Origin of the sequence: Cysteiniphilum sp. 19S12-1 (genome assembly GCF_052030685.1) — a bacterium.
Lineage (GTDB): Bacteria > Pseudomonadota > Gammaproteobacteria > Francisellales > Francisellaceae > Caedibacter.
In genome coordinates, this window is record NZ_JBQAJM010000011.1 from 38,615 (window position 1) to 57,584 (window position 18,970).

General features: G+C 39.1%; 18 protein-coding genes. 2 read left to right on the top strand and 16 right to left on the bottom strand.

Annotated elements, in window-relative coordinates; genetic code table 11:
- Positions 1-7: 7 nt before the first annotated feature.
- Both ACTS4L_RS05230 and nusB read right to left on the bottom strand, forming a co-directional pair.
- Positions 8-1,741 carry a phospholipid carrier-dependent glycosyltransferase gene (locus tag ACTS4L_RS05230; protein ID WP_440615908.1) on the bottom strand — a complete coding sequence of 578 codons (1,734 nt, stop codon included), beginning with the start codon at positions 1,739-1,741 and terminating at the stop codon, positions 8-10.
- A gap of 101 nt (positions 1,742-1,842) precedes the next feature.
- Positions 1,843-2,265, bottom strand: a complete 423-nt coding sequence (nusB, locus tag ACTS4L_RS05235; protein WP_440615909.1) for a transcription antitermination factor NusB — start codon at positions 2,263-2,265, stop codon at positions 1,843-1,845.
- 180 nt (positions 2,266-2,445) lie between these two features.
- Between nusB and ACTS4L_RS05240 the strand changes: the two genes are divergently transcribed.
- Positions 2,446-4,398, top strand: a complete 1,953-nt coding sequence (locus ACTS4L_RS05240; protein WP_440615911.1) for a putative bifunctional diguanylate cyclase/phosphodiesterase — start codon at positions 2,446-2,448, stop codon at positions 4,396-4,398.
- Here the strand turns inward: ACTS4L_RS05240 and ACTS4L_RS05245 are convergent.
- The 3 genes from ACTS4L_RS05245 to ACTS4L_RS05255 form a co-directional block, all read right to left on the bottom strand.
- The gene (locus ACTS4L_RS05245) at positions 4,372-5,472 is read right to left on the bottom strand and encodes a YeiH family protein (RefSeq protein ID WP_440615912.1); all 1,101 of its coding nucleotides are present in this window, start codon (positions 5,470-5,472) and stop codon (positions 4,372-4,374) included. The two genes, ACTS4L_RS05240 and ACTS4L_RS05245, sit on opposite strands and share 27 nt — an antisense overlap.
- A complete protein-coding gene (gene rsmG, locus ACTS4L_RS05250; protein WP_440615913.1) occupies positions 5,469-6,119 on the bottom strand; it encodes a 16S rRNA (guanine(527)-N(7))-methyltransferase RsmG in 651 nt (216 codons plus the stop codon). The genes ACTS4L_RS05245 and rsmG overlap by 4 nt, the downstream gene beginning before the upstream one ends.
- 94 nt (positions 6,120-6,213) lie before the next feature.
- Complete coding sequence (locus ACTS4L_RS05255; RefSeq protein WP_440651773.1) at positions 6,214-7,098, bottom strand: LysR substrate-binding domain-containing protein; 885 nt, start codon at positions 7,096-7,098, stop codon at positions 6,214-6,216.
- A gap of 198 nt (positions 7,099-7,296) precedes the next feature.
- Between ACTS4L_RS05255 and ACTS4L_RS05260 the strand changes: the two genes are divergently transcribed.
- Positions 7,297-8,763, top strand: a complete 1,467-nt coding sequence (locus ACTS4L_RS05260; protein ID WP_440615916.1) for a ketol-acid reductoisomerase — start codon at positions 7,297-7,299, stop codon at positions 8,761-8,763.
- 243 nt (positions 8,764-9,006) lie between these two features.
- Here the strand turns inward: ACTS4L_RS05260 and ACTS4L_RS05265 are convergent, their stop codons facing one another.
- The 11 genes from ACTS4L_RS05265 to ACTS4L_RS05315 all read right to left on the bottom strand — a co-directional run bounded on the left by ACTS4L_RS05265 (position 9,007) and on the right by ACTS4L_RS05315 (position 18,941).
- Positions 9,007-9,291 (bottom strand): LysM peptidoglycan-binding domain-containing protein, encoded by a 285-nt coding sequence (locus ACTS4L_RS05265; RefSeq protein ID WP_440615917.1) that lies wholly within the window; start codon positions 9,289-9,291, stop codon positions 9,007-9,009.
- 53 nt (positions 9,292-9,344) lie between these two features.
- Positions 9,345-9,833, bottom strand: a complete 489-nt coding sequence (gene purE, locus ACTS4L_RS05270) for a 5-(carboxyamino)imidazole ribonucleotide mutase (RefSeq protein ID WP_440615918.1) — start codon at positions 9,831-9,833, stop codon at positions 9,345-9,347.
- 3 nt (positions 9,834-9,836) lie between these two features.
- Entirely contained in the window at positions 9,837-11,711 is a 1,875-nt protein-coding gene (locus ACTS4L_RS05275; RefSeq protein WP_440615919.1) for a glycerophosphodiester phosphodiesterase family protein, read from the bottom strand.
- Positions 11,698-13,275: a DNA recombination protein RmuC gene (rmuC, locus tag ACTS4L_RS05280; protein WP_440615921.1), complete on the bottom strand. Its 1,578-nt coding sequence runs from the start codon at positions 13,273-13,275 to the stop codon at positions 11,698-11,700. Before rmuC ends, ACTS4L_RS05275 begins: the two co-directional genes overlap by 14 nt.
- A 267-nt stretch (positions 13,276-13,542) precedes the next feature.
- Positions 13,543-13,815 carry a type II toxin-antitoxin system YafQ family toxin gene (locus ACTS4L_RS05285; RefSeq protein ID WP_440615923.1) on the bottom strand — a complete coding sequence of 91 codons (273 nt, stop codon included), beginning with the start codon at positions 13,813-13,815 and terminating at the stop codon, positions 13,543-13,545.
- Positions 13,808-14,038, bottom strand: coding sequence for a hypothetical protein (locus tag ACTS4L_RS05290; RefSeq protein ID WP_440615925.1), 231 nt, complete (start codon positions 14,036-14,038; stop codon positions 13,808-13,810). Before ACTS4L_RS05290 ends, ACTS4L_RS05285 begins: the two co-directional genes overlap by 8 nt.
- Positions 14,039-14,148: 110 nt before the next feature.
- Entirely contained in the window at positions 14,149-14,775 is a 627-nt protein-coding gene (gene upp, locus ACTS4L_RS05295; RefSeq protein ID WP_440615926.1) for a uracil phosphoribosyltransferase, read from the bottom strand.
- Positions 14,772-15,557 (bottom strand): class I SAM-dependent methyltransferase, encoded by a 786-nt coding sequence (locus ACTS4L_RS05300; RefSeq protein ID WP_440615927.1) that lies wholly within the window; start codon positions 15,555-15,557, stop codon positions 14,772-14,774. Before ACTS4L_RS05300 ends, upp begins: the two co-directional genes overlap by 4 nt.
- Before the next feature lie 22 nt (positions 15,558-15,579).
- A complete protein-coding gene (locus ACTS4L_RS05305; RefSeq protein ID WP_440615929.1) occupies positions 15,580-16,407 on the bottom strand; it encodes a transporter substrate-binding domain-containing protein in 828 nt (275 codons plus the stop codon).
- 45 nt (positions 16,408-16,452) lie between these two features.
- Positions 16,453-17,967: a thiamine phosphate synthase gene (gene thiE, locus ACTS4L_RS05310; protein ID WP_440615930.1), complete on the bottom strand. Its 1,515-nt coding sequence runs from the start codon at positions 17,965-17,967 to the stop codon at positions 16,453-16,455.
- Complete coding sequence (locus ACTS4L_RS05315) at positions 17,967-18,941, bottom strand: YbgA family protein (RefSeq protein WP_440615931.1); 975 nt, start codon at positions 18,939-18,941, stop codon at positions 17,967-17,969. Before ACTS4L_RS05315 ends, thiE begins: the two co-directional genes overlap by 1 nt.
- Between the last annotated feature and the right edge of the window lie 29 nt (positions 18,942-18,970).

The following is an 18,970-nucleotide window of genomic DNA, read 5'->3' on the forward strand; positions in this document are numbered from 1 at the left end:
CATTGTATTACGCTCCATGCATAAAAGCTGCTTCTGCTAACGGGTGATTAGTCAATAAAAAACGCTTTGGTGTTTCTGCTAACAAATACCCTTGATAAGGTTGTCCTTTTTTAAAGTAAGCGTTGTAATTATTCTCATCGGTAAAGACAAAAACACGACGATCACTTTGCCATGCTGGCCAGAATTGATCTGCGGTTCTTAGCGTTTTATCAGCACCTGAGTTTGGCATTTTGGCAGTATTTGCAAGCTCGCCTTCATTGGCAACAATCCACGTCAAGCGATCCAAATAAAACTGTGCATCATAATAGTAACCACCATAGTTTGCGACAATCGCCTGCGGATAGGTTTTAAGCAAAGGGGCGACAATATTCGTCAGTGGACGCACTGTTTTTTGTGCAAAATACTGCGAACCTGACCAGCCCAAATTCAATATAATCATCATCGCACAGACAAACCATAACATAATCGCTTTGAGATTATTGCGCTTTAAATAAACAAATCCTGCAATCGCAGTGATAAGAGACACAAGTGCCGCCGGCCAATAAAACCCTGCAATTTCATTAAAGAACATCGCAAAATTAGGAATAAATGGCAAGATCACAAAAGCAATCGCAATAATAATGAAAAACACCAATGAAACAATAATACTTGCCTTGGTTGACTTACGTAATGTCGACTCATTAAGTATCTTGTCAATGCGTCGCGCGATCAAGATCGCAAAGGGTGTCACCACCGGAATTAAGTAGCCCATTAAAATCGATTTTGAAAACGCAAAAAATAGTAAAATTGCCATGCCCCAGACAAATAAAAACCACTCATTTTCATGCTTTTTACGTGTTTTGAGCTTAGTTAATACTGATTTAAAGACTTGTGGTAAAAAGCCAAACCAAGGGAAAAAGCCAATAATAAAAATACCAAAATAGACAAATTTACTCATTTGTCGCCCTTGCTCATCCGTAGCATAACGCAAGATTTGTTGAACAATCACATAATAATGGAAAAACTCAGGGTGCTCGTTATTAACCGCAACAATCCATGGCACTGAAATGATTAAAACGACGATTAAGCCAAGATATAAGCGATAATCTAACAGCAGGCGATATCTGCCAACGATAAGCGCCCATAAACCAATAATCATCATCGGAAAGACAATGCCAATTAAACCCTTGGTCATCACTGCAAGCCCCGAGAAAATAAAGGCATTTAATAACCATATATTTGCCTGCCAACTTGTCTGGCGATATTGTCTTGATGCCCAAAATGACAACATGGTTATCGTTAAGAAAAAGGCGACACCGGCATCAAGGTTTAAATAGCGTCCTCCACCTAAATATAAAATCGACGTCCCCGTAATCAGTGCAGCCCACAGTGATACACGGCGCTTTTGATAGACAATACGACAAACGAGATATACAAACCACACACCAATAATCGATAACACCGGATTAGGTAGGCGAGCCGCCCAAATATTGAAGCCAAAGATCTTGAGCGACAAAGCTGTTAACCAATAAATCATTGGCGGCTTTTCAAAATAAATCACTCCATCTAGGTGCGGTACGATATATTGGTGGTTAACGACCATCTCGCGCGCAATCTCAGCATAGCGCCCTTCATCTGGCGTGAAAAGCACCGGCAGACCATAAAGACACAAGGCGATTGCCATAATGATTGTTATCAACAGTAAATCACACCAAAATACGCGATCCATTTGCCAGCGAAGGCGGCTTACCTTTTTTTCCATCGTATCTATAACCTATATTTGAAGCCTCTGAAACTCAATAGATTATATACATGTCAGGTAATATTTTATAGTGGCATATACCATTGATCAAAAATTTAGAACTACTGCTTTCTCATTTCTTTAGCAATTTTATCCAAGAGCCCATTGACGAAACGATGCCCTTCTTCAGTACCCAATTCTTTTGCTTGATCAACATACTCATTTAGAACAACCTGATAAGGTACATCTAAACAATCGATGAGCTCATAAGCGCCTAAGCGTAAAATCGCCAAATCAATCGGATTAATTGACGCCAAATCATTGATCGCATAATGATTGATTTTCTGATCAATGGCGTCTTTATTCTTAGCAACTCCATCGATTAAGCGATAGAAAAAATCCCACTCAACGGAATGACGATCAACATTGTCAGCATAGAATTGCAATTTCAGTTCGTTGACTTGTGTATGCGCCAATGATTGCTGATATAGAGCCTGCACGGCATGAAAACGCGCGCGTCTGCGCTCTTTGACTTTTAATGACATCGGCAAAACCTTAAAAAATGCTAGCTCAGTTAAAATACGATCGCAAATTATACCTAATCACTCGATAATGTGATAGCGCTAATTATTTTTTTATTAAACTTTGAGCGTCAATTGCTGATTTCAATGATTATTAATCTATACTTATGGTTAGTTCTCCATGGAAGATGATAAGGACAATCTATGGCAAAGCATGTTATTCGATCAAAGGGTACACTTGAGGAGGTCATCACCTTAAAGGCACATACTCGTCTGATTAATGCAGTGCTTATCTTAATTGCCATTTCATCGGTTCTATTAAGCACACTTTCGGTATTCCGCGCTTTTGATAGTGGTTGGTCACTTAAATATACGCTAGATTTACTGTTGGCTTTAGCTTTAGTTATTTTGATGCTTTTTCGCGCTAAGCTAAACAATCAAACTAAATCACACATTGTTCTCATTGTTGCAGCTATAGCCATCATTAATGATTATTTATTTTATGGCTTACTATCGCCTCTTAGTATTATCTACGGTCTTGCCATCGTTTATGCCTTAAGTTTTTACACCGAGAAGTCTGCACTGATATTCTCAAGCACAATGCTTATTGCTATTGCGATTATTACCTATCTGCATATAACCATATGGCACGATGAGTATAGCCAGCCTATGACTTATCTTGGTTCGATTTATTCGTGGCTTTTATTAATAGGCTTACTGACATTTAGTTTACTGTTTATTAGCTTTGTGATTATTTCAATGCGTCGCTTAACGACACGATTATTACGACACGTCAATGATCGCAATGCATTACTTAGCAAAAAAGCAGTCCTTTTGGAACAACTCGCGATGACGGATAGTTTGACCGAGCTTTATAACCGCAGAGCTTTTTTGACTGTTGTTAAGAAACAGCTCCCCAGAACAAAACATCATCACTATATTTTAATGATTGATATTTGCCACTTCGCACGCATAAACGATACGTACTCACATTATACAGGTGATATGCTATTAATTGCCTTTGCACAGCGATTAATTGAAGTGTTACCAACACAAAGCACTATTGCACGCACCGGCGGCAATGAATTTAGTGTTCTTATAGCGCTTCCTGTGAGCGAGGATATACAAGCATTTGGCAAGCACCTACAAGAACAGATACAACAAAGCTATCGTATAGACCACAAAACACTCAGTATTACCACAGCATTAGGAATGTCACTGTTTACGCCACAGCTAGATTACACCTTAAATTTACGGCGCGCTGATTTGGCGTTATTTTATGCCAAGAGTCATAAACAAGAATGCGTTATCTATGATGAAACCATCGATAACTTCTATCATACTGAACAAACCCTTGAAAAATATATGTATGAAGCATTTGCCCAGAAATCTTTCTATTTTAACTTTCAGCCACTTGTTAATGGGCGCAGCGGCAAAATTATTGGTTGTGAAAGCCTAATGCGACTAAACCACCCTGAGCTTGGCAATATTCGACCTGATATTTTCATTCCAATTGTTGAACGTATGGGACTTGCCGATAAGCTCAATGACTATGTTGTTAATGAAGTATTATGCTATTTCTGTCTGTTAGATTTGGCGCCTAACCAAAACTTTAAATTAAGCCTTAATATCTCCCCTGTTGTATATGACTTTCCAACACATATGCAATCATTGATTGAACAGATCAAACAGCACCCCATTCCGAAGTGGCTGAATATCGAATTTGAAATCACCGAGTCTCAGCTAATGCAGCACTTGGAGAGTAACTCGCTAAACATCAGCCAAATGTTTGCGCAACTTAAAATGCATAATATCGGATTATCCATGGATGACTTTGGCACGCAATACTCATCCCTTAATCGTTTTATAAATTATAGTTTCAACACCATCAAGATTGACAAGAGTTTTACCCAACGCCTCGATCAACCACACAATCAACCCGTCATTGGTGCAGTTAAAGCCATTGTGCTATTAGCCAACGAGCTCAATATCAGTCTGATTGCTGAGGGCGCTGAAACCAAAGCACAGGTGGATAAACTCATTGAGCTAGGCTGTGATTGCATCCAGGGTTATTATTTCTATCGACCGATGCCAATTAAAAAGCTCATACAAAATTTAACTGAGAACTGGTCACAGCACAATAATCAAGCCCAGTGATATGACAAGCAGGATAATCATCGCTAAACCACCGGCTAATAATGGTTTCCCCCCTGATTTAAGCAAGACAACTAAGTCTGTATTTAAACCGACACCGACCATTGCCATTGTCATACAAAATGCAGAAATTTCGGCAATATAATGGCTTATTGACAAATCAGTTAATCGATCTAGAAAACCAAATAACCCCAAGGTATTGAGAACAACCACTGCCAAGAAATATAGAATAAATTTAGGGAAATACTGATGCCATGCGACCTTTTTTTGCACTTCATCATTAGTTTTATTGGCTTTATGGTGTTTAATGCCAATCAACATCACCATCGGCGCAAGGAGCAAAATCCTGACCATCTTCACAATCGTTGCTGTTTGTCCGGCAATTGCGCCAAAAGCAAAACCAGCTGCCACCACTTGTGGTACTGCTTGAATAGATGTCCCTGCCCATACGCCAAATTGAAACTCATCTAATCCCAAGGCATGCCCCAATAGCGGCATAACAAAAATCGCAATTAAGCCATATAATGACACAATAGTCATTGCAATTGCTACTTGCGTTTGATTGGCTTTGACAACCGGAGCTGCTGCGACAATTGCTGATCCTCCGCATATTGCCGTACCAATAGTGATAAGTGCTGACATTTTCTCGTCAACACCTAAGCGTTTACATAACCACAGTGTAACGACATAAGCAATTAAGAGACAAATGAGATTGATCAATAACGCTTGACCTGAGACTTTAAGCACCGAGAGTAAATCAAACTTCACCCCCATTAACACAATACCTAAAGGCAATAGCGACTTTGCCGCAAAATTAGCCCCCGGGGTCAACTTCTGCCACAAGCGTGCTGAACTGATCACGCCTTGCAAATTTTCCTGTTGATGAGCTGGCGCTTTATGTCGAAAGAATACATTACCACAGATAATACCTATAATAATCGACAGTACCATCGGTTCTAATGGGTGAACTTCTAAATTGTGATGATAGATGGTAAAAGGCGCAAATGGCAAGTAGGCAACAGCATAGGCAATAACTGCCAGTAACGCGCAAAATAAAAGCCCTGTTATCTTGCTCATGCTTTATACATCCGAATCACGTGACGCTCGGCATCTAACAGTGGCACATCAACTTCAAATATCTCATGCTTTAGCGGCAATGCATCTAATGCACCTTGCTCAATCTTGCCCCCCTTCATCGCAATCATTTGCCCGTCAACAGCCAATAAATGCTGACATAAACGCTCAAAATCAGCAATAGAACTAAAGGCGCGAGAGATTACCGTATCAAATAACACCTCTGGCTGATATGCCTCTACCCTGATATTCACAGCTGTCACATTTTCCAAATCTAGCACTTTTTTGACATGACTTAAAAAGCGCACTTTTTTGCCAACGCTATCAATTAATACGAAGTTAACTTCAGGTAACAAAATTGCCAAGACAATACCTGGCAAACCGCCACCGCTACCAACATCAACAACATATTTGCCTTTGATAAAGGAAACCACTGACATGCTATCAAAGACATGCTTTACTAGCATTTCATCCCACTGGGTAATCGCTGTCATATTGTAAGTTTTATTCCATTTTTTCAATAGTGATAAGTAGTCAATCAAACGGTTAATTTGTTCATCATCAATGGTGAGATTAAACTTCTCTGCTGCTTGACGAATTTTGACCTTACTATCGCCAAGCATATTATTTAAACAATCTAATGTAATCATTTTATTTACAAACCCTTCCAGATCCTAATTTGCATTTTTGAGTATATACCGCCCATAAATTATTTTACAACATTTCTATCACTTCATTATTTAATCAACGACAATCCAATATCTCCAAACTCTTGCATAATTGCCAAAATTTAAGCTTAACCGGTGATTTTATCGCCTGTTTACGCATCACAATACCTACGGTTACTGGCGCCATATTTTTAAGTGCAAACATTTTTATTTTGCTAGCCAAATGGTTATGTTCTACCACCACCTTGGGCAGCACCGATATACCAACACCAGAAGATACGAGTGATAAAATCGCTTCATTGCCATCCACTTCGCCATATATTCGCGGTGATCGCTTTTGTTCTATTAACCATTTATCTATCGTGTTATCGTTTAAAAACTGAATTGGCATAATAAAAGGATATTGCGCTAATGCTTGATCAATGGACTGGGCACTGCTTTCTTGTGATACGACCAAGACCATATTAGTAATAAGCACAGGATGCGCACAGAGGCTATCATCAAGCTTACGTTCATCAATAAATGAAATGCCGGCATCCATTTGTTTACTAGCAACAAGGCTAAGTGCATTTTGCATTGATCCTGTCTCTAATTGCAACTGAATATTAGGGTAGCGCATATTAAGTGCCGCAATAATCCGTGGCAAAATCACATATGACGCTGTTACCGTACAAAACAGGCGAATATCACCGCGCAAATTACCCTCATCTGGATGTAATAACGCAAATAATTCATCATTTGCATCAAGAACCTTAACACTAAACTCATACATATGTCTACCGGCATCCGTCAGAGAAACATTGCGATTATTGCGCTCAAAAAAGCTTGCCTTATAACTCTCTTCAAGCTTTTGAACAACTCTTGTCACCGCCGAAGGGCTTAAGTAACAACGCTCTGCGGTTTTACTAAAGCTTAGCGTTTCTGCCAATGTTTTAAACACTTCTAAACTTTTCACATTCATTAACTATGGCTCCAACATCTAACATCTAACATCTAACATCTAACATCTAACATCTAACATCCCGCCAGCATTAATTTATTGCAAAATACGCAATATATAATTGATGATAATTCACTTTATTTCAACATGAATTTTATAGCACAATACGTTTATCGGCGAATTTTTATTTTATTATCAAAAACAACGAGGTAAGACCACATGAAAATCCAAAGCAATATTTTTGAAGTTAAAAAGTACAACTTAGGCGGCAGCAGTGAGACAATCGTTGCCGGAGGTCGTCATTTATTCTCGAAGCTACCACAAGCATTTGATGGTATCAAACAAATCGGTGTGATTGGCTGGAGCTCTCAGGGTCCAGCTCAGGCGCAAAACTTGCGTGACTCACTGACTGATACTGATATTAAAGTATGCGTTGGTTTACGCGCTAATTCCAAATCAGAGAAATCTGCTGAAGCAGCCGGCTTCTCCAAAGCAGATGGTACATTAGGTGAGATGTTTGACGTTATTTCTAAATCTGATTTAGCAATTATCTTAATCTCTGATGCAGCACAGGCTGAACTTTACAAAGAAATATTTGCTGCCGCAAAACCAGGAAGTACCCTTGGCTTTTCTCATGGCTTTTTAATCGGCTATATGAAAACAATCAATGCACCCATTCGCAATGATATTAATATTGTGGCGATGTGTCCAAAAGGCATGGGACCTTCGGTAAGACGACTTTATGAACAAGGCAAAACGGTTAATGGTGCCGGCATAAATAGCAGCATTGCCGTTTATCAAGACATCGATGGTAAAGCAACTGATTATGCGCTTGCTTGGGCAATTGCTTGTGGCGCACCCTTTGTTTTCCCAACCACTATGGAGATGGAATATCGCTCAGACATTTTTGGCGAGCGCGGTGTATTACTCGGTGCCGTGCATGGCATTATTGAAGTGCTTTATCGCCACTTTACCGATAATGGGGTTGACCCTGAAGAAGCCTTTAAGCGTACTGCTGAAGCAATTACTGGAAATATCTCAAAAACCATTTCAACACAAGGACTTAAAAAGGTTTATGATAGTTTTAGTCCAGAAGACAAACAAAAATTTGAGAATGCCTACAATGCTGCCTATACACCATGCTTAGATATCCTTTTCGAGATCTATGAAGATGTAGAAAGTGGCAATGAATTTCGCTCAGTTACCTTAGCAGGCAAACGCCATTCACGTCTACCAATGGGCAAAATCGATGGAACCGATATGTGGAAAATCGGTGAGAAAGTGCGCAGCGAGCGCGATAATAACAATATGCCAAATGACCCAATCACTGCAGGAGTTTACCTTGCTTGCATTATTGCCCAAGTCGATGTCTTAGCTGAAAAGGGTCATAGCTATTCAGAAATTGTCAATGAATCAATTATCGAAGCCGTTGACTCACTGAATCCTTACATGCACTTCAAAGGTGTTGCCCACATGGTTGACAACTGCTCAACCACTGCACGCCTTGGTGCACGCAAATGGGCGCCACGCTTTGATTACAACTTAATGCAACAAGCCATCCCTACGATTGATCAAAAAGCGCAAGCCAATGCACCATTTACAAAATTTGCAAATCACCCTGTGCATGAAGCATTAGCGGTATGCTCAACCTTACGTCCATCGGTTGATATTAGTGTTGTAAACTAAATTAGGATCGAAGCTTACTCAGTTGCAGCTAAGTAATGAATCAATAATAAGTTGCGTCAACTAGTACCTCTCCCCTTGTGGGAGAGGTCGTGCAGCTTAAGCTGCTCGGGTGAGGAGGTATAGTTAAAACTCAACTTATTTTTGCATTATTACTAAGCTTACTTCTTCTGCACATGCTTTACCGATACCAGATAGGAACACTATCACAGCATGGCATTTGTTTAAGAAAATTTATTTGAAATACTATAACCAGCTACTTTTAGGCACGACAGGAAGATAGAGTTTTTGCTCCGGATTAATCACATTTCCTTTCAAGTGATTCAATGATTTAATGCAGCTTTCAGTCGTATTACTTGCTTGAGCAATCTTGCTTAAACTATCACCTTTCTTCACTGTATAGGATTGCAAGGTGGACGTTTGGCAATATTGATCCGGTGTGAGATAAACCGTCTTTGTCGCACATCCCGCTAACAACAAACCAGCTGCTGCTAAAGCGCTTAAGCTCAATAGACTTTTTTTATTCATCATTTTTAACTCCTTTGTTTAATGTTTTATAAATAGGCAAAATCGAGTATAGCAAATTATTCTAAAGCTGTATCTTTTAAGACACTATCCGTCTGTGCCTGACGATATTTTTTAATTGCTTCATTGTATTTATGATGCTCAACAGCCAACATGCTGCATGCAAACAAAGCAGCATTAACAGCACCCGCGCGTCCAATCGCGAATGTTGCCACCGGAATACCTGCTGGCATTTGCACAATGGATAATAATGAGTCTTGTCCCGATAAAGCTTTAGACTGCACCGGCACCCCAAGCACAGGAATATGCGTCTTGGCTGCAAGCATACCCGGCAAATGCGCAGCACCTCCAGCGCCTGCAATAATTACCTTTAAGCCTTTTTGTTCTGCTGTTTGTGCATATTCAAATAATAAATCAGGTGTGCGGTGCGCTGACACAACTTGCACCTCATAAGGAATACCTAATTGCTTCAAGGTTTCCGTGGTATTTTTCATTGTCTCCCAATCAGACTTTGAACCCATAACCACACCAACTAATGGTTTACTCATCCTTTAAATCCCCTCTTTTTCGATAACATGTAAGACTTGTGCACAAATCCACTCATATATAAATTGAAAACTATGTTTGCCTTTATTGCTAAAGCGCACATGATGTTCTTGTTCAAAGATCCTATTTTTAACATGATCATTTGCCTTAATGACTAAAGATAGATCATCAACCAATTGCGCGCTCTTACTCCAAAATCCAAGCATACCATTGCTTTGTAACTGAATACTTAACTTTGGCTTAGTTTCGGTGACTGGCATCAATTGCGCTAAATGACTGTATACATAACCTTTGGTGACATCCTTTTGCATGCTGAGACTTACCTCACCTGTTTTAAGATAAGTCTTAAGCGCTTCACTGGCATGTTGCTTAGTCGTTGTTGCTAGAAATGGCTCAACCACCTTTGTGATCTCATTAGCAAGTAACGATACATCCTGTGCAGTCGTAACATGTAGCTTAACCTCAAGATATGGATATGCCGCACGATAGCCAAGCTCAAGCCCATATTCAGCCGCTAATGGACTTAACATCTTGGCAATATGCGCCTCTGAGGCACCCAATAATTGCCATCGATAGCGTACCGGCGTGTTATGTAGCTTCAAATGAAGCAGTCTAGGTAAAATCTCTTGATCAAACATCGGCAAACACTCATGTGGCGGACCGGGCAACATAAATAAATGCTTATTATCGACATTAACATAACAACCATCTGCCGTACCCTGCGCATTAACAAGCACTTCAGCACCTTGAGGAAAATACGCCTGTTTTTTGTTATTCTCAGACACGGTTGCAAAGCGACTGGAAATGCGCGTGAAAATTCGCTGCCAAGAATCTTCATTAAACACTAACGGTTTATTAAAAACTTCGGCAATCGCCTCGCAAGTCTTATCATCTTCGGTAGGGCCCAAACCACCCACAGTAATAACCACATCATGCTCTTGCAGCAAAAACCGAAGACTTGTTTTGAGCTTCTCCTTGGCATCAAAACAAGTTAGATGTAATCCGGGCTGAAAGCCATGTTCATACAGCTTCTCAGCCAACTTAGGGGTGTTAGTATTAATAACATCACCGGTAGTAATCTCATCCCCTGTTGCTAAAAAACCAATGCGTTTTACGTCAGATTGTAATACAGTCATACTATCGATAAACACACTATCAGCGCCATCGCTAAGTAACTTATGAATTTCTTCATCTGCTAGTGAACCAATCGAATAAACCAACACAGTATGAAAAGCTTCTTTTAACTGGGCAATACGCTCACGATTAAGTACAGCGCTATTAATACCAAGAGCAACACAGCCCCACTGATCAAACTTCCTCTTTGTTTCAGTAAAAATCGTGTGTTTTTCGCTGTGCCAATCTTTAACTTCAACTAAAAACTCGCAAGCCAGTTTTGTTCTATTTTCTGCCAATTGATCTAAAACATACTCTGAAAAGCTTGATAATAAAATGCGTGAATGTAATTGTGGGTAACGCTCAACAAGATCTAGCAAATGTTTAACTAAGCGCGCCTCATAGTCCGCATCAAACTCAGACTTGTCCTTAATCTCAATATTGGTATATAGATCCGCTTTAGTTGCCATCCAAGCTAAATACTCTTCCATCGTTGGAATCTTAGCATGCACCTCTGGAAAACGATCGTTTAACACATGAAGCTTACTAATATCAGTCCAAGCTTGACTCGTGAGATCAACGTCTAATCCTGTGAGCTTTTTAGCATTGTTATCATGAAAGATAAAAAGCATATTATCTGCACTTAGCTGCACATCTAGCTCAATCCAACGCATACCTGCTTGATAGGCCTTTTCAAATGCCAACATGGTATTCTCAGGTGCAACTTTGTTTGCCCCTCGATGAGCGATAAACTTACTTATCTTCATGTTGTGACAACTCCAGCTCTGATTGCTCAACAATATCTTGAGGTAATGATTTTTTCATATGCACTCCCATGTTTTCGAGTTGCACAGCTTGAGAAATTAAATTCCCTCTGCCTTTGGTTAGCTTGTTCAGCGCACCATCATAAGTCTCTTTTGATTTATCCAGCTGTTTACCAAGTGTTTCAACATCCTCAACAAAGCCACGGAATTTATCGAGCATCTTGGTCGCGCGATCGGTAATGTCGCTCGCGTTTTTATTTAAGCTTTCATATTTCCAAGTGTTACGAATCGTGCCCAACGTTGCCAACAAAGTCGTTGGCGTTACGATAATAATGCGCTTTTTAAAGGCTTCTTGAAACAAGCTATCATCATGTTGAAATGCCACAACAAATGCCGCCTCTATTGGCATGAACATCAAAATAAAATCCAATGAGTTAACCTGCGATAAACGCTCGTAGTTTTTTGAAGATAATAGCGCAATATGTTGACGAATGGCTTCAATATGTTTTTTAAGATACTCGTTCTTTGAGCTCTCTGAATCAGCACGCGTGTAGGCATCATAACTCACCAAGGAAACCTTAGCATCAATGATGACATCTTTGCCATCTGGCAAATGAACAATCGCATCAGGACGCATAATCTTGGCATTATCTTCATCATCACTTGCTTTGAAGCTTGTCTGCACATCATACTCATGACCTTTACGTAATCCTGATGACTCAAGGACACGCTCAAGTACGACCTCCCCCCAGTCACCTTGCAACTTCTTATCACCCTTGAGTGCTTTAGTAAGATTTTTTGCCTCTTTATTCATTTCTTGATTCAATTCAAACAACTTGTTAACTTCTTTTTGCAACGAAGCTCGCTCTTTAGCTTCATTTACATAGACATCATCTACTTTCTTTTTGAACTCATTAATATCATTTTTAAAGGGTTGTAATACTTCCGCTAAATTGACTTTATTCTGTTTGGCAAACTTCTCACCTTTTTCCTCAAAGATACGATTAGCTAAATTTTCAAACTGCTCGGTTAAACTCTTTTTGGCATTCTCTAACAGTGCAATTTTTTCCTGTGCATTTTGCTCTTGTGCTTCGATGTGTTTTAAGAGTTTTGAGCGCTCCGCCTGCAGTGATGCTTTTTCCTCGGATAAGCCTTCAATCTTAGCAGCTAATTCATCATGCTTAGTTGAGAGTTTATTAAGCTCTCCCAGCAGACGCTCACCATCTTTAGTTAACGAATCGATCTTGACTTCATCACTCGCTAGCTTATTTTTAAGTTTAAGCACTTCTTCACTGCGAATCTCAAATTTTTGTTTCGTCATACTGAGCTCTTGACTTAAGCGCTTTTCTTGTTCTTGATAATGCTTATGATCCGTTGTCAACACCAAGTTCTGTTGCTGGCTTTGCTGCAATTGATCGTCTTTATCCTGAAGTAACGCTTCAACTTGAGGCAACTGCTGCTCAAGTTCTTTTAACTTTATTTGTTGTGATTTACTAGAAACTTTGACAAATAAACCCCCAATAATAAGACCCAACATAAAGGCGGCAATGATCAGCGCGATCAACATAACTTTTCCCTTTTATTTATAACCACCGCAACTCATTTTAAAGTATTTACGATAGTATAGTAATAATTCAAAAATAAGTTGAGATTCAATTACTCCCCTCACCCGTGCAGCTTAAACTGCACGACCTCTCCCGCAAGGGGAGAGGTACTAACTGACGCAACTTATTCTTGATTCATTACATATGCTTTAACAATTTGGGCTATATCATGCCATAAAATTGATGCTACCGCTTGTAAATATCACAGGAAACTGTCAAAGGTAATTTATTTAACCAAATAACTCAGCATGACTGCCTATCGCAACCAAGGTGATGCTGTCCCTTTCGACTTTAATGTACATCAAAAGATCATCTGGAAATAAATGTAACTCCCTAATTCCTTTAAAGTTTCCTGATAATTCATGATCTTTGTATTTCATAGGCAAAACCTTCTCATGTATTAGTAGTTCAACGACTTCCTCTAATTCACTCAGTACCTTTTGCTTATGACGATATTTTTTAAGCGCTTTTTTGAATTCCTTCTTTTGATATAACTTAAGCACCTTTCAGCGCCTTAATTTGTGCTTTAAAAGCAGCTAGCGTAATTTCTTCGCTTTCAGATTCCAACGCCTTTTCCAGCAATGTCTTCTTAGAATTAGTTCGTTCCATAAAATCCTTAATGGCGTATCTTGCATAAGAACTAACAGACAGTCCCATTTTTTGCGCCTGAACATGAATCGCTTTATTTAAACTTTCATCGACTGTAACTTGAATTTTTCCACTCATAACAACACCTTTAGATTCAATAAAACATCTTTGTGATTCATTTTAGCATAATTATTGACGCACAATACTGACTCCTCGCAACAAACCAATAACTTTATTACTGACACAACTTAAAGTGTTCCAAAAATTTTATCACCTGCATCACCTAAACCAGGAATAATATACGCATTTTCATTTAAGCACTTATCAATTGATGCCGTGTAAAGCTCAACCTCAGGGTGGGCTTTTTCTAAGGCCGCAACACCCTCAGGAGCCGCTAAAAATGTAACGACAATAAATCGCTTACATCCTTTTGATTTAAGCATTGAAATGGCCTTAATCATTGAACCAGCCGTTGCAAGCATCGGATCTAGAATAACCGTAGTACGTCTATTAAGATCAGTGCATGATTTAAAATAATACTCGCGTGGTTTGGCAGTATTTTCATCACGCTCGACACCGATCATTGTCACGGGTGCATTAGGTAGTAAAGATAATGCACCATCTAACATGCCAAGTCCGGCACGCAATATTGGGCAAAAAGTTGGTAGTGGTTTTTTAAGCATAGGTACTGCAAGTGATCCTTGCCAATGCTCAATAATCTCCTCTTCAACCATTAGATCACTTAATGCTTCATAACATAACAGCATGGCAAGCTCACTGGTGATCATTCTAAAGTCACGACTTGAAGTCGATTCATCCCTTAATAGGCTTAATTTATGCTGAACAATGGGATGTATGATTTCATGGGTTTTCATTGTTTGGTTTTCCTGCTTACAAAACGTCTTAATAACAAACTCTCTTGTGCAAAAGCCTGTGAAATCCAGCCATAGGCTTCAATACATTCTTGATATTCTTCTTTACTATGCGTTGCTAGAAATTGCTGTTTTATTGCTTGTTGCTGCAAACGTATCACAACATCTGCATTATATTGCGCATACTCTTTATTTTCACCTGTCATTGACTCGACTAAAAACCCCGCTTTTGTCAATACGTCAACATATTGGGTCATTGTCGTTGGATAAAGCGTTAACCCTTCAAGCTCACACATTTTATCTACAAGCTCGCCAAACCCAATACCGTCTGGGCTTAACCAATCATTCACAATAAACAGTCCATCTTTTTTACAAACACGATGTATCTCTGTAAATAATGGTAGTTTATTATCCAAATGCACCAATACACCTTTGGAAAATATCAGATCAAAACTTAGCTTGGCAAAGGGCAAAACATCAGGATTTTCTAGGTGGTAAAAGTGCGTGTTTGGTTTCTTATAATGTTTGTTTGCATGTTTAACCATATCCTTATTAATTTCAACACCATGATAATCAATACTTGGATATTTACTTGAAATATACTGCGCCAAACCACCTTGACCAAAACCAATTTCTAATACTTTTTTATTGTGTAAATCCACACCTGAAAACAGCTGATCAATAGCCTCACTCCCACCTTCTGACATCATGCCCTCACCATAACAAAGCTCAAGTAGCGAGCAATATTCTTGCGGGTATTCATCGATAATTTTCTGATAATCCATCATTTATCCTATGGTCTAAGATCTAAAACGGACAGCTTGCCTTCACTGCAGGATATTGCGCTTTTAAAGCATCTTGATACCAATGATTGAAGTCTTTTTTATGATGCTTGTAAAAGCTATTCATTTTCTTGATTAACCACTTACCATCTTTGGTTTTGTTAGTCATAAAGACTTTCTGGCTAACTTTATTACCTGCGATAGAACTTAGATCAAACTTAAGCCCATTATCACTTAATAAACTGTCTTGCATATCCGCGCGATATTGCACTTCAATTTTGTCCGTAAACATCACAAGTTTCTTTTGAGGATACTTATTCAAACATGCATACACTTCGGCATTAGTTGGCAGAATTTTCACCTCGGCATTACGAATATAGCTCTCAGCAAAAGGCTGATTGGTGCCACCTTTATTCTCAACAACGGTTACACCTTTTTGATCAATGCTTGCAAGATTTTTAAACGTAGATTCATTTGCTTTAGAAAACACAGGGGCTTTTTGGTTCGACAGCACACCCGTTGATAAATAAAACATTTTTGCACGTTTAGGGGTATAAGTAATACCTCCCATTGCGATATCGCATTTTGTTTTAAGATCATCACTTAGTGTTGACCATGTACTATGCACAAATTCAACTTTACGCTTAATCTTATGCGCAAACTCTTTTGCGACAGTGATTGCAAAGCCTTTGTACTCTCCCGTATTTGCATCATATGATGTCAATGGCGGATAATCACCTGTGGTACAAACACGCAATAGCTTTTGGTTAGCTAACGCACTATTGCTAAATAAAACCATTGCTGTTGCTGCACAACTTGTAAAAATGATTTTTTTAATTCTTTGAACTTGCATTATGTGCTCCTGATATGCCATTTCCATCTTTATTAACGCATGTCATCATATACTACATTCAATACGATTTCCCAGTGCTATCTGCTCAAAGTCTTGCGCTGTTGCCACTGCTTTTTGCACATCTTGAGCTTTAGTTATATAGCTCACAACCGCAACACCATCGACACCACACTGCCATACATCAAGCATTTGTGGCTCAAAGATTCCACCAATCGCGACAAGTGGTGTTTCTTGACAGAGCTTGCGCCAAAGACGTAATTTATCTAATCCTTGCTCGTTAAATTTCATCTCTTTGGTCGTTGTCGAGTAAATGGGACCTAATGCAATATATGAAGGCTTAAGTGTTAATGCGCGCGCTAATTCAATATAATTATGCGTACTAATTCCTAGATGCAGACCTGCTTTTGCAATCTCATGCAAATTGGCAGTATCGAGATCCTCTTGTCCTAGGTGCACACCAAAGCATCCATATTTAATTGCTAACTGCCAATGATCATTAATAAACAAAGATAAATCATAGGCTTTAGCAACACCATTTGCTTTTTTAATTTGAGTTTCCAACTCATCTGGGGATAAGTCTTTGAGTCGCAATTGAATGGCTCTAACACCTAATATCGCTAGTTTCTCCAACCAATCAACATGATCAACAACTGGATAAAAGCCTATTGCATGAGGCATTTGTGGAAAGTTCACTTTTTCAAATGTATGATGCCAAACCTTTGGTAAATAACACACATCATCCATTACACCTTGAGCATAATAACTCAAATGCTTAACATCTAGCTGTGATAAATCATTGACGGCGCTATCCATTTGTTGTGATAGATGATATTTAGCAATACATATCGCTTCAGTTATGTTTTCACCTTGCGCGACAAGGGCTGCAATACTACTTGCCAAGGCACAACCTGTCCCACGTATATCTCCCACATAGAGCGCTTTGCTTTGATAATGCACACCTTCTTGAGATGCAAGTGTCAAGTAGTCACATCCTTTTTGATCTTCTGATAAAGCATGCCCGCCTTTTAGTAAAACATGCTTTATTCCATATGAGGATTTTAATGTGTTCGTAACCTCAACAGGCGATTTTTGATGGATATTCCCGTCATTTAATAAAATAGCCGCTTCAGGTAGATTTGGTGTTAACAGATAACACAGTGGCAATAGTTGCTGCTTTAATACGTTTACGACCTCTGTGCTCATTACATTACCACCTGAGCTTGTCATTAGCACTGGATCACAGATATATTTCACCTGCCGATTGTCTTGCAAAAATTTGCTTAGCATCTCAATTTGAGCAATTGAAGCTAGCACGCCACTTTTAATCACTTGCGGTTTATGCGTATTAACAACAGCTGTAAATTGCTCATAAAAGATAGCATCATCGACGGCATTGAGCATCATAAAATCACTGTCATTTTGCACCGTATTTGCTGATATTACCGCAGCACAATCTACCTTAAAATAGTTGGCTACTTTGATATCTTGCAACACACCGGCGTGTGCTGTTGGATCAATTCCGCCAATGACTAAAAGGCTCGCATTATTATTTTTCATCATTACATTTTACTCATTAACCCCAAAGACTCTGGATATAAATTTAAATAACTTTGTTGCGCTAAAAACTCAATATCATAACGCTTAAGGTAGTGTTTAATAATTTCAACGGGTACTGCTAATGGCAAAATGCCTAAATGATACTGTTTAATTTTATGTTGCAAATCATCACGCTCTTGCTTTGAAATCAATTTGTTAATTTCACGCAACATACGCTGCAAAATCGTATGATGTTTACCACGTGTTGCCACGCGTTGAAGCGCCATCAAGAACATTTCATAATAGCTCTTCTTAACCAATTCAAAGTTTTGCCGATGCGCATTAGCAAGCAAGCGACCTAGCGCTTTTTGCAAATTAGGATGATGTAAACGTAAGATAATTTTATGACGTGTGTGGAAAGCCATCAGTTCATTAATGCTTTGAGCGTGTAATACCTCATTTTTGAGTTGTCTGGTCAACAACACACGCTTGATAAAGTGCTCCTTCAAATACGGATCATTTAAGCGACCTTCATCTTCAATCGGCAAAAGTGGGAAATGCTTTTTAATAGTTGCCACAAAAAAGCCATCTGCTTTATTGTGAATAATCCCATGCTTATCATTGTAAAGTTTAACGCTACCGTTGCCACAACTGGGTGAGGACTTTTTTAAAATAAAGCCATCACTATCTTGTAGACTTGATATAACTTTATCAACTCCTTGTTGCAATTGCGCGCTGACATCTGTCACTTGATCATGTTTCACTGCCGCGACTTTATCATTATCTTTCAACTCAAGATAAATAGGCTCACGCGGCACACCAAAACCTGCTGACATCTCTGGACAAACAGGCTGATAATCAAAAACAAGTGCTAATTCTTCCGTAATCATTTTCTTATGCGAATTAGCATCATTAAAACGAACATTATTACCTAAAAGGCAGCTTGAGACTGCAATCATTGGTTTACTTCTTACTTGCGTTTCCTTCGTATTTGGCATATTTACTCCTTGCAATCTAAACGGTCAAA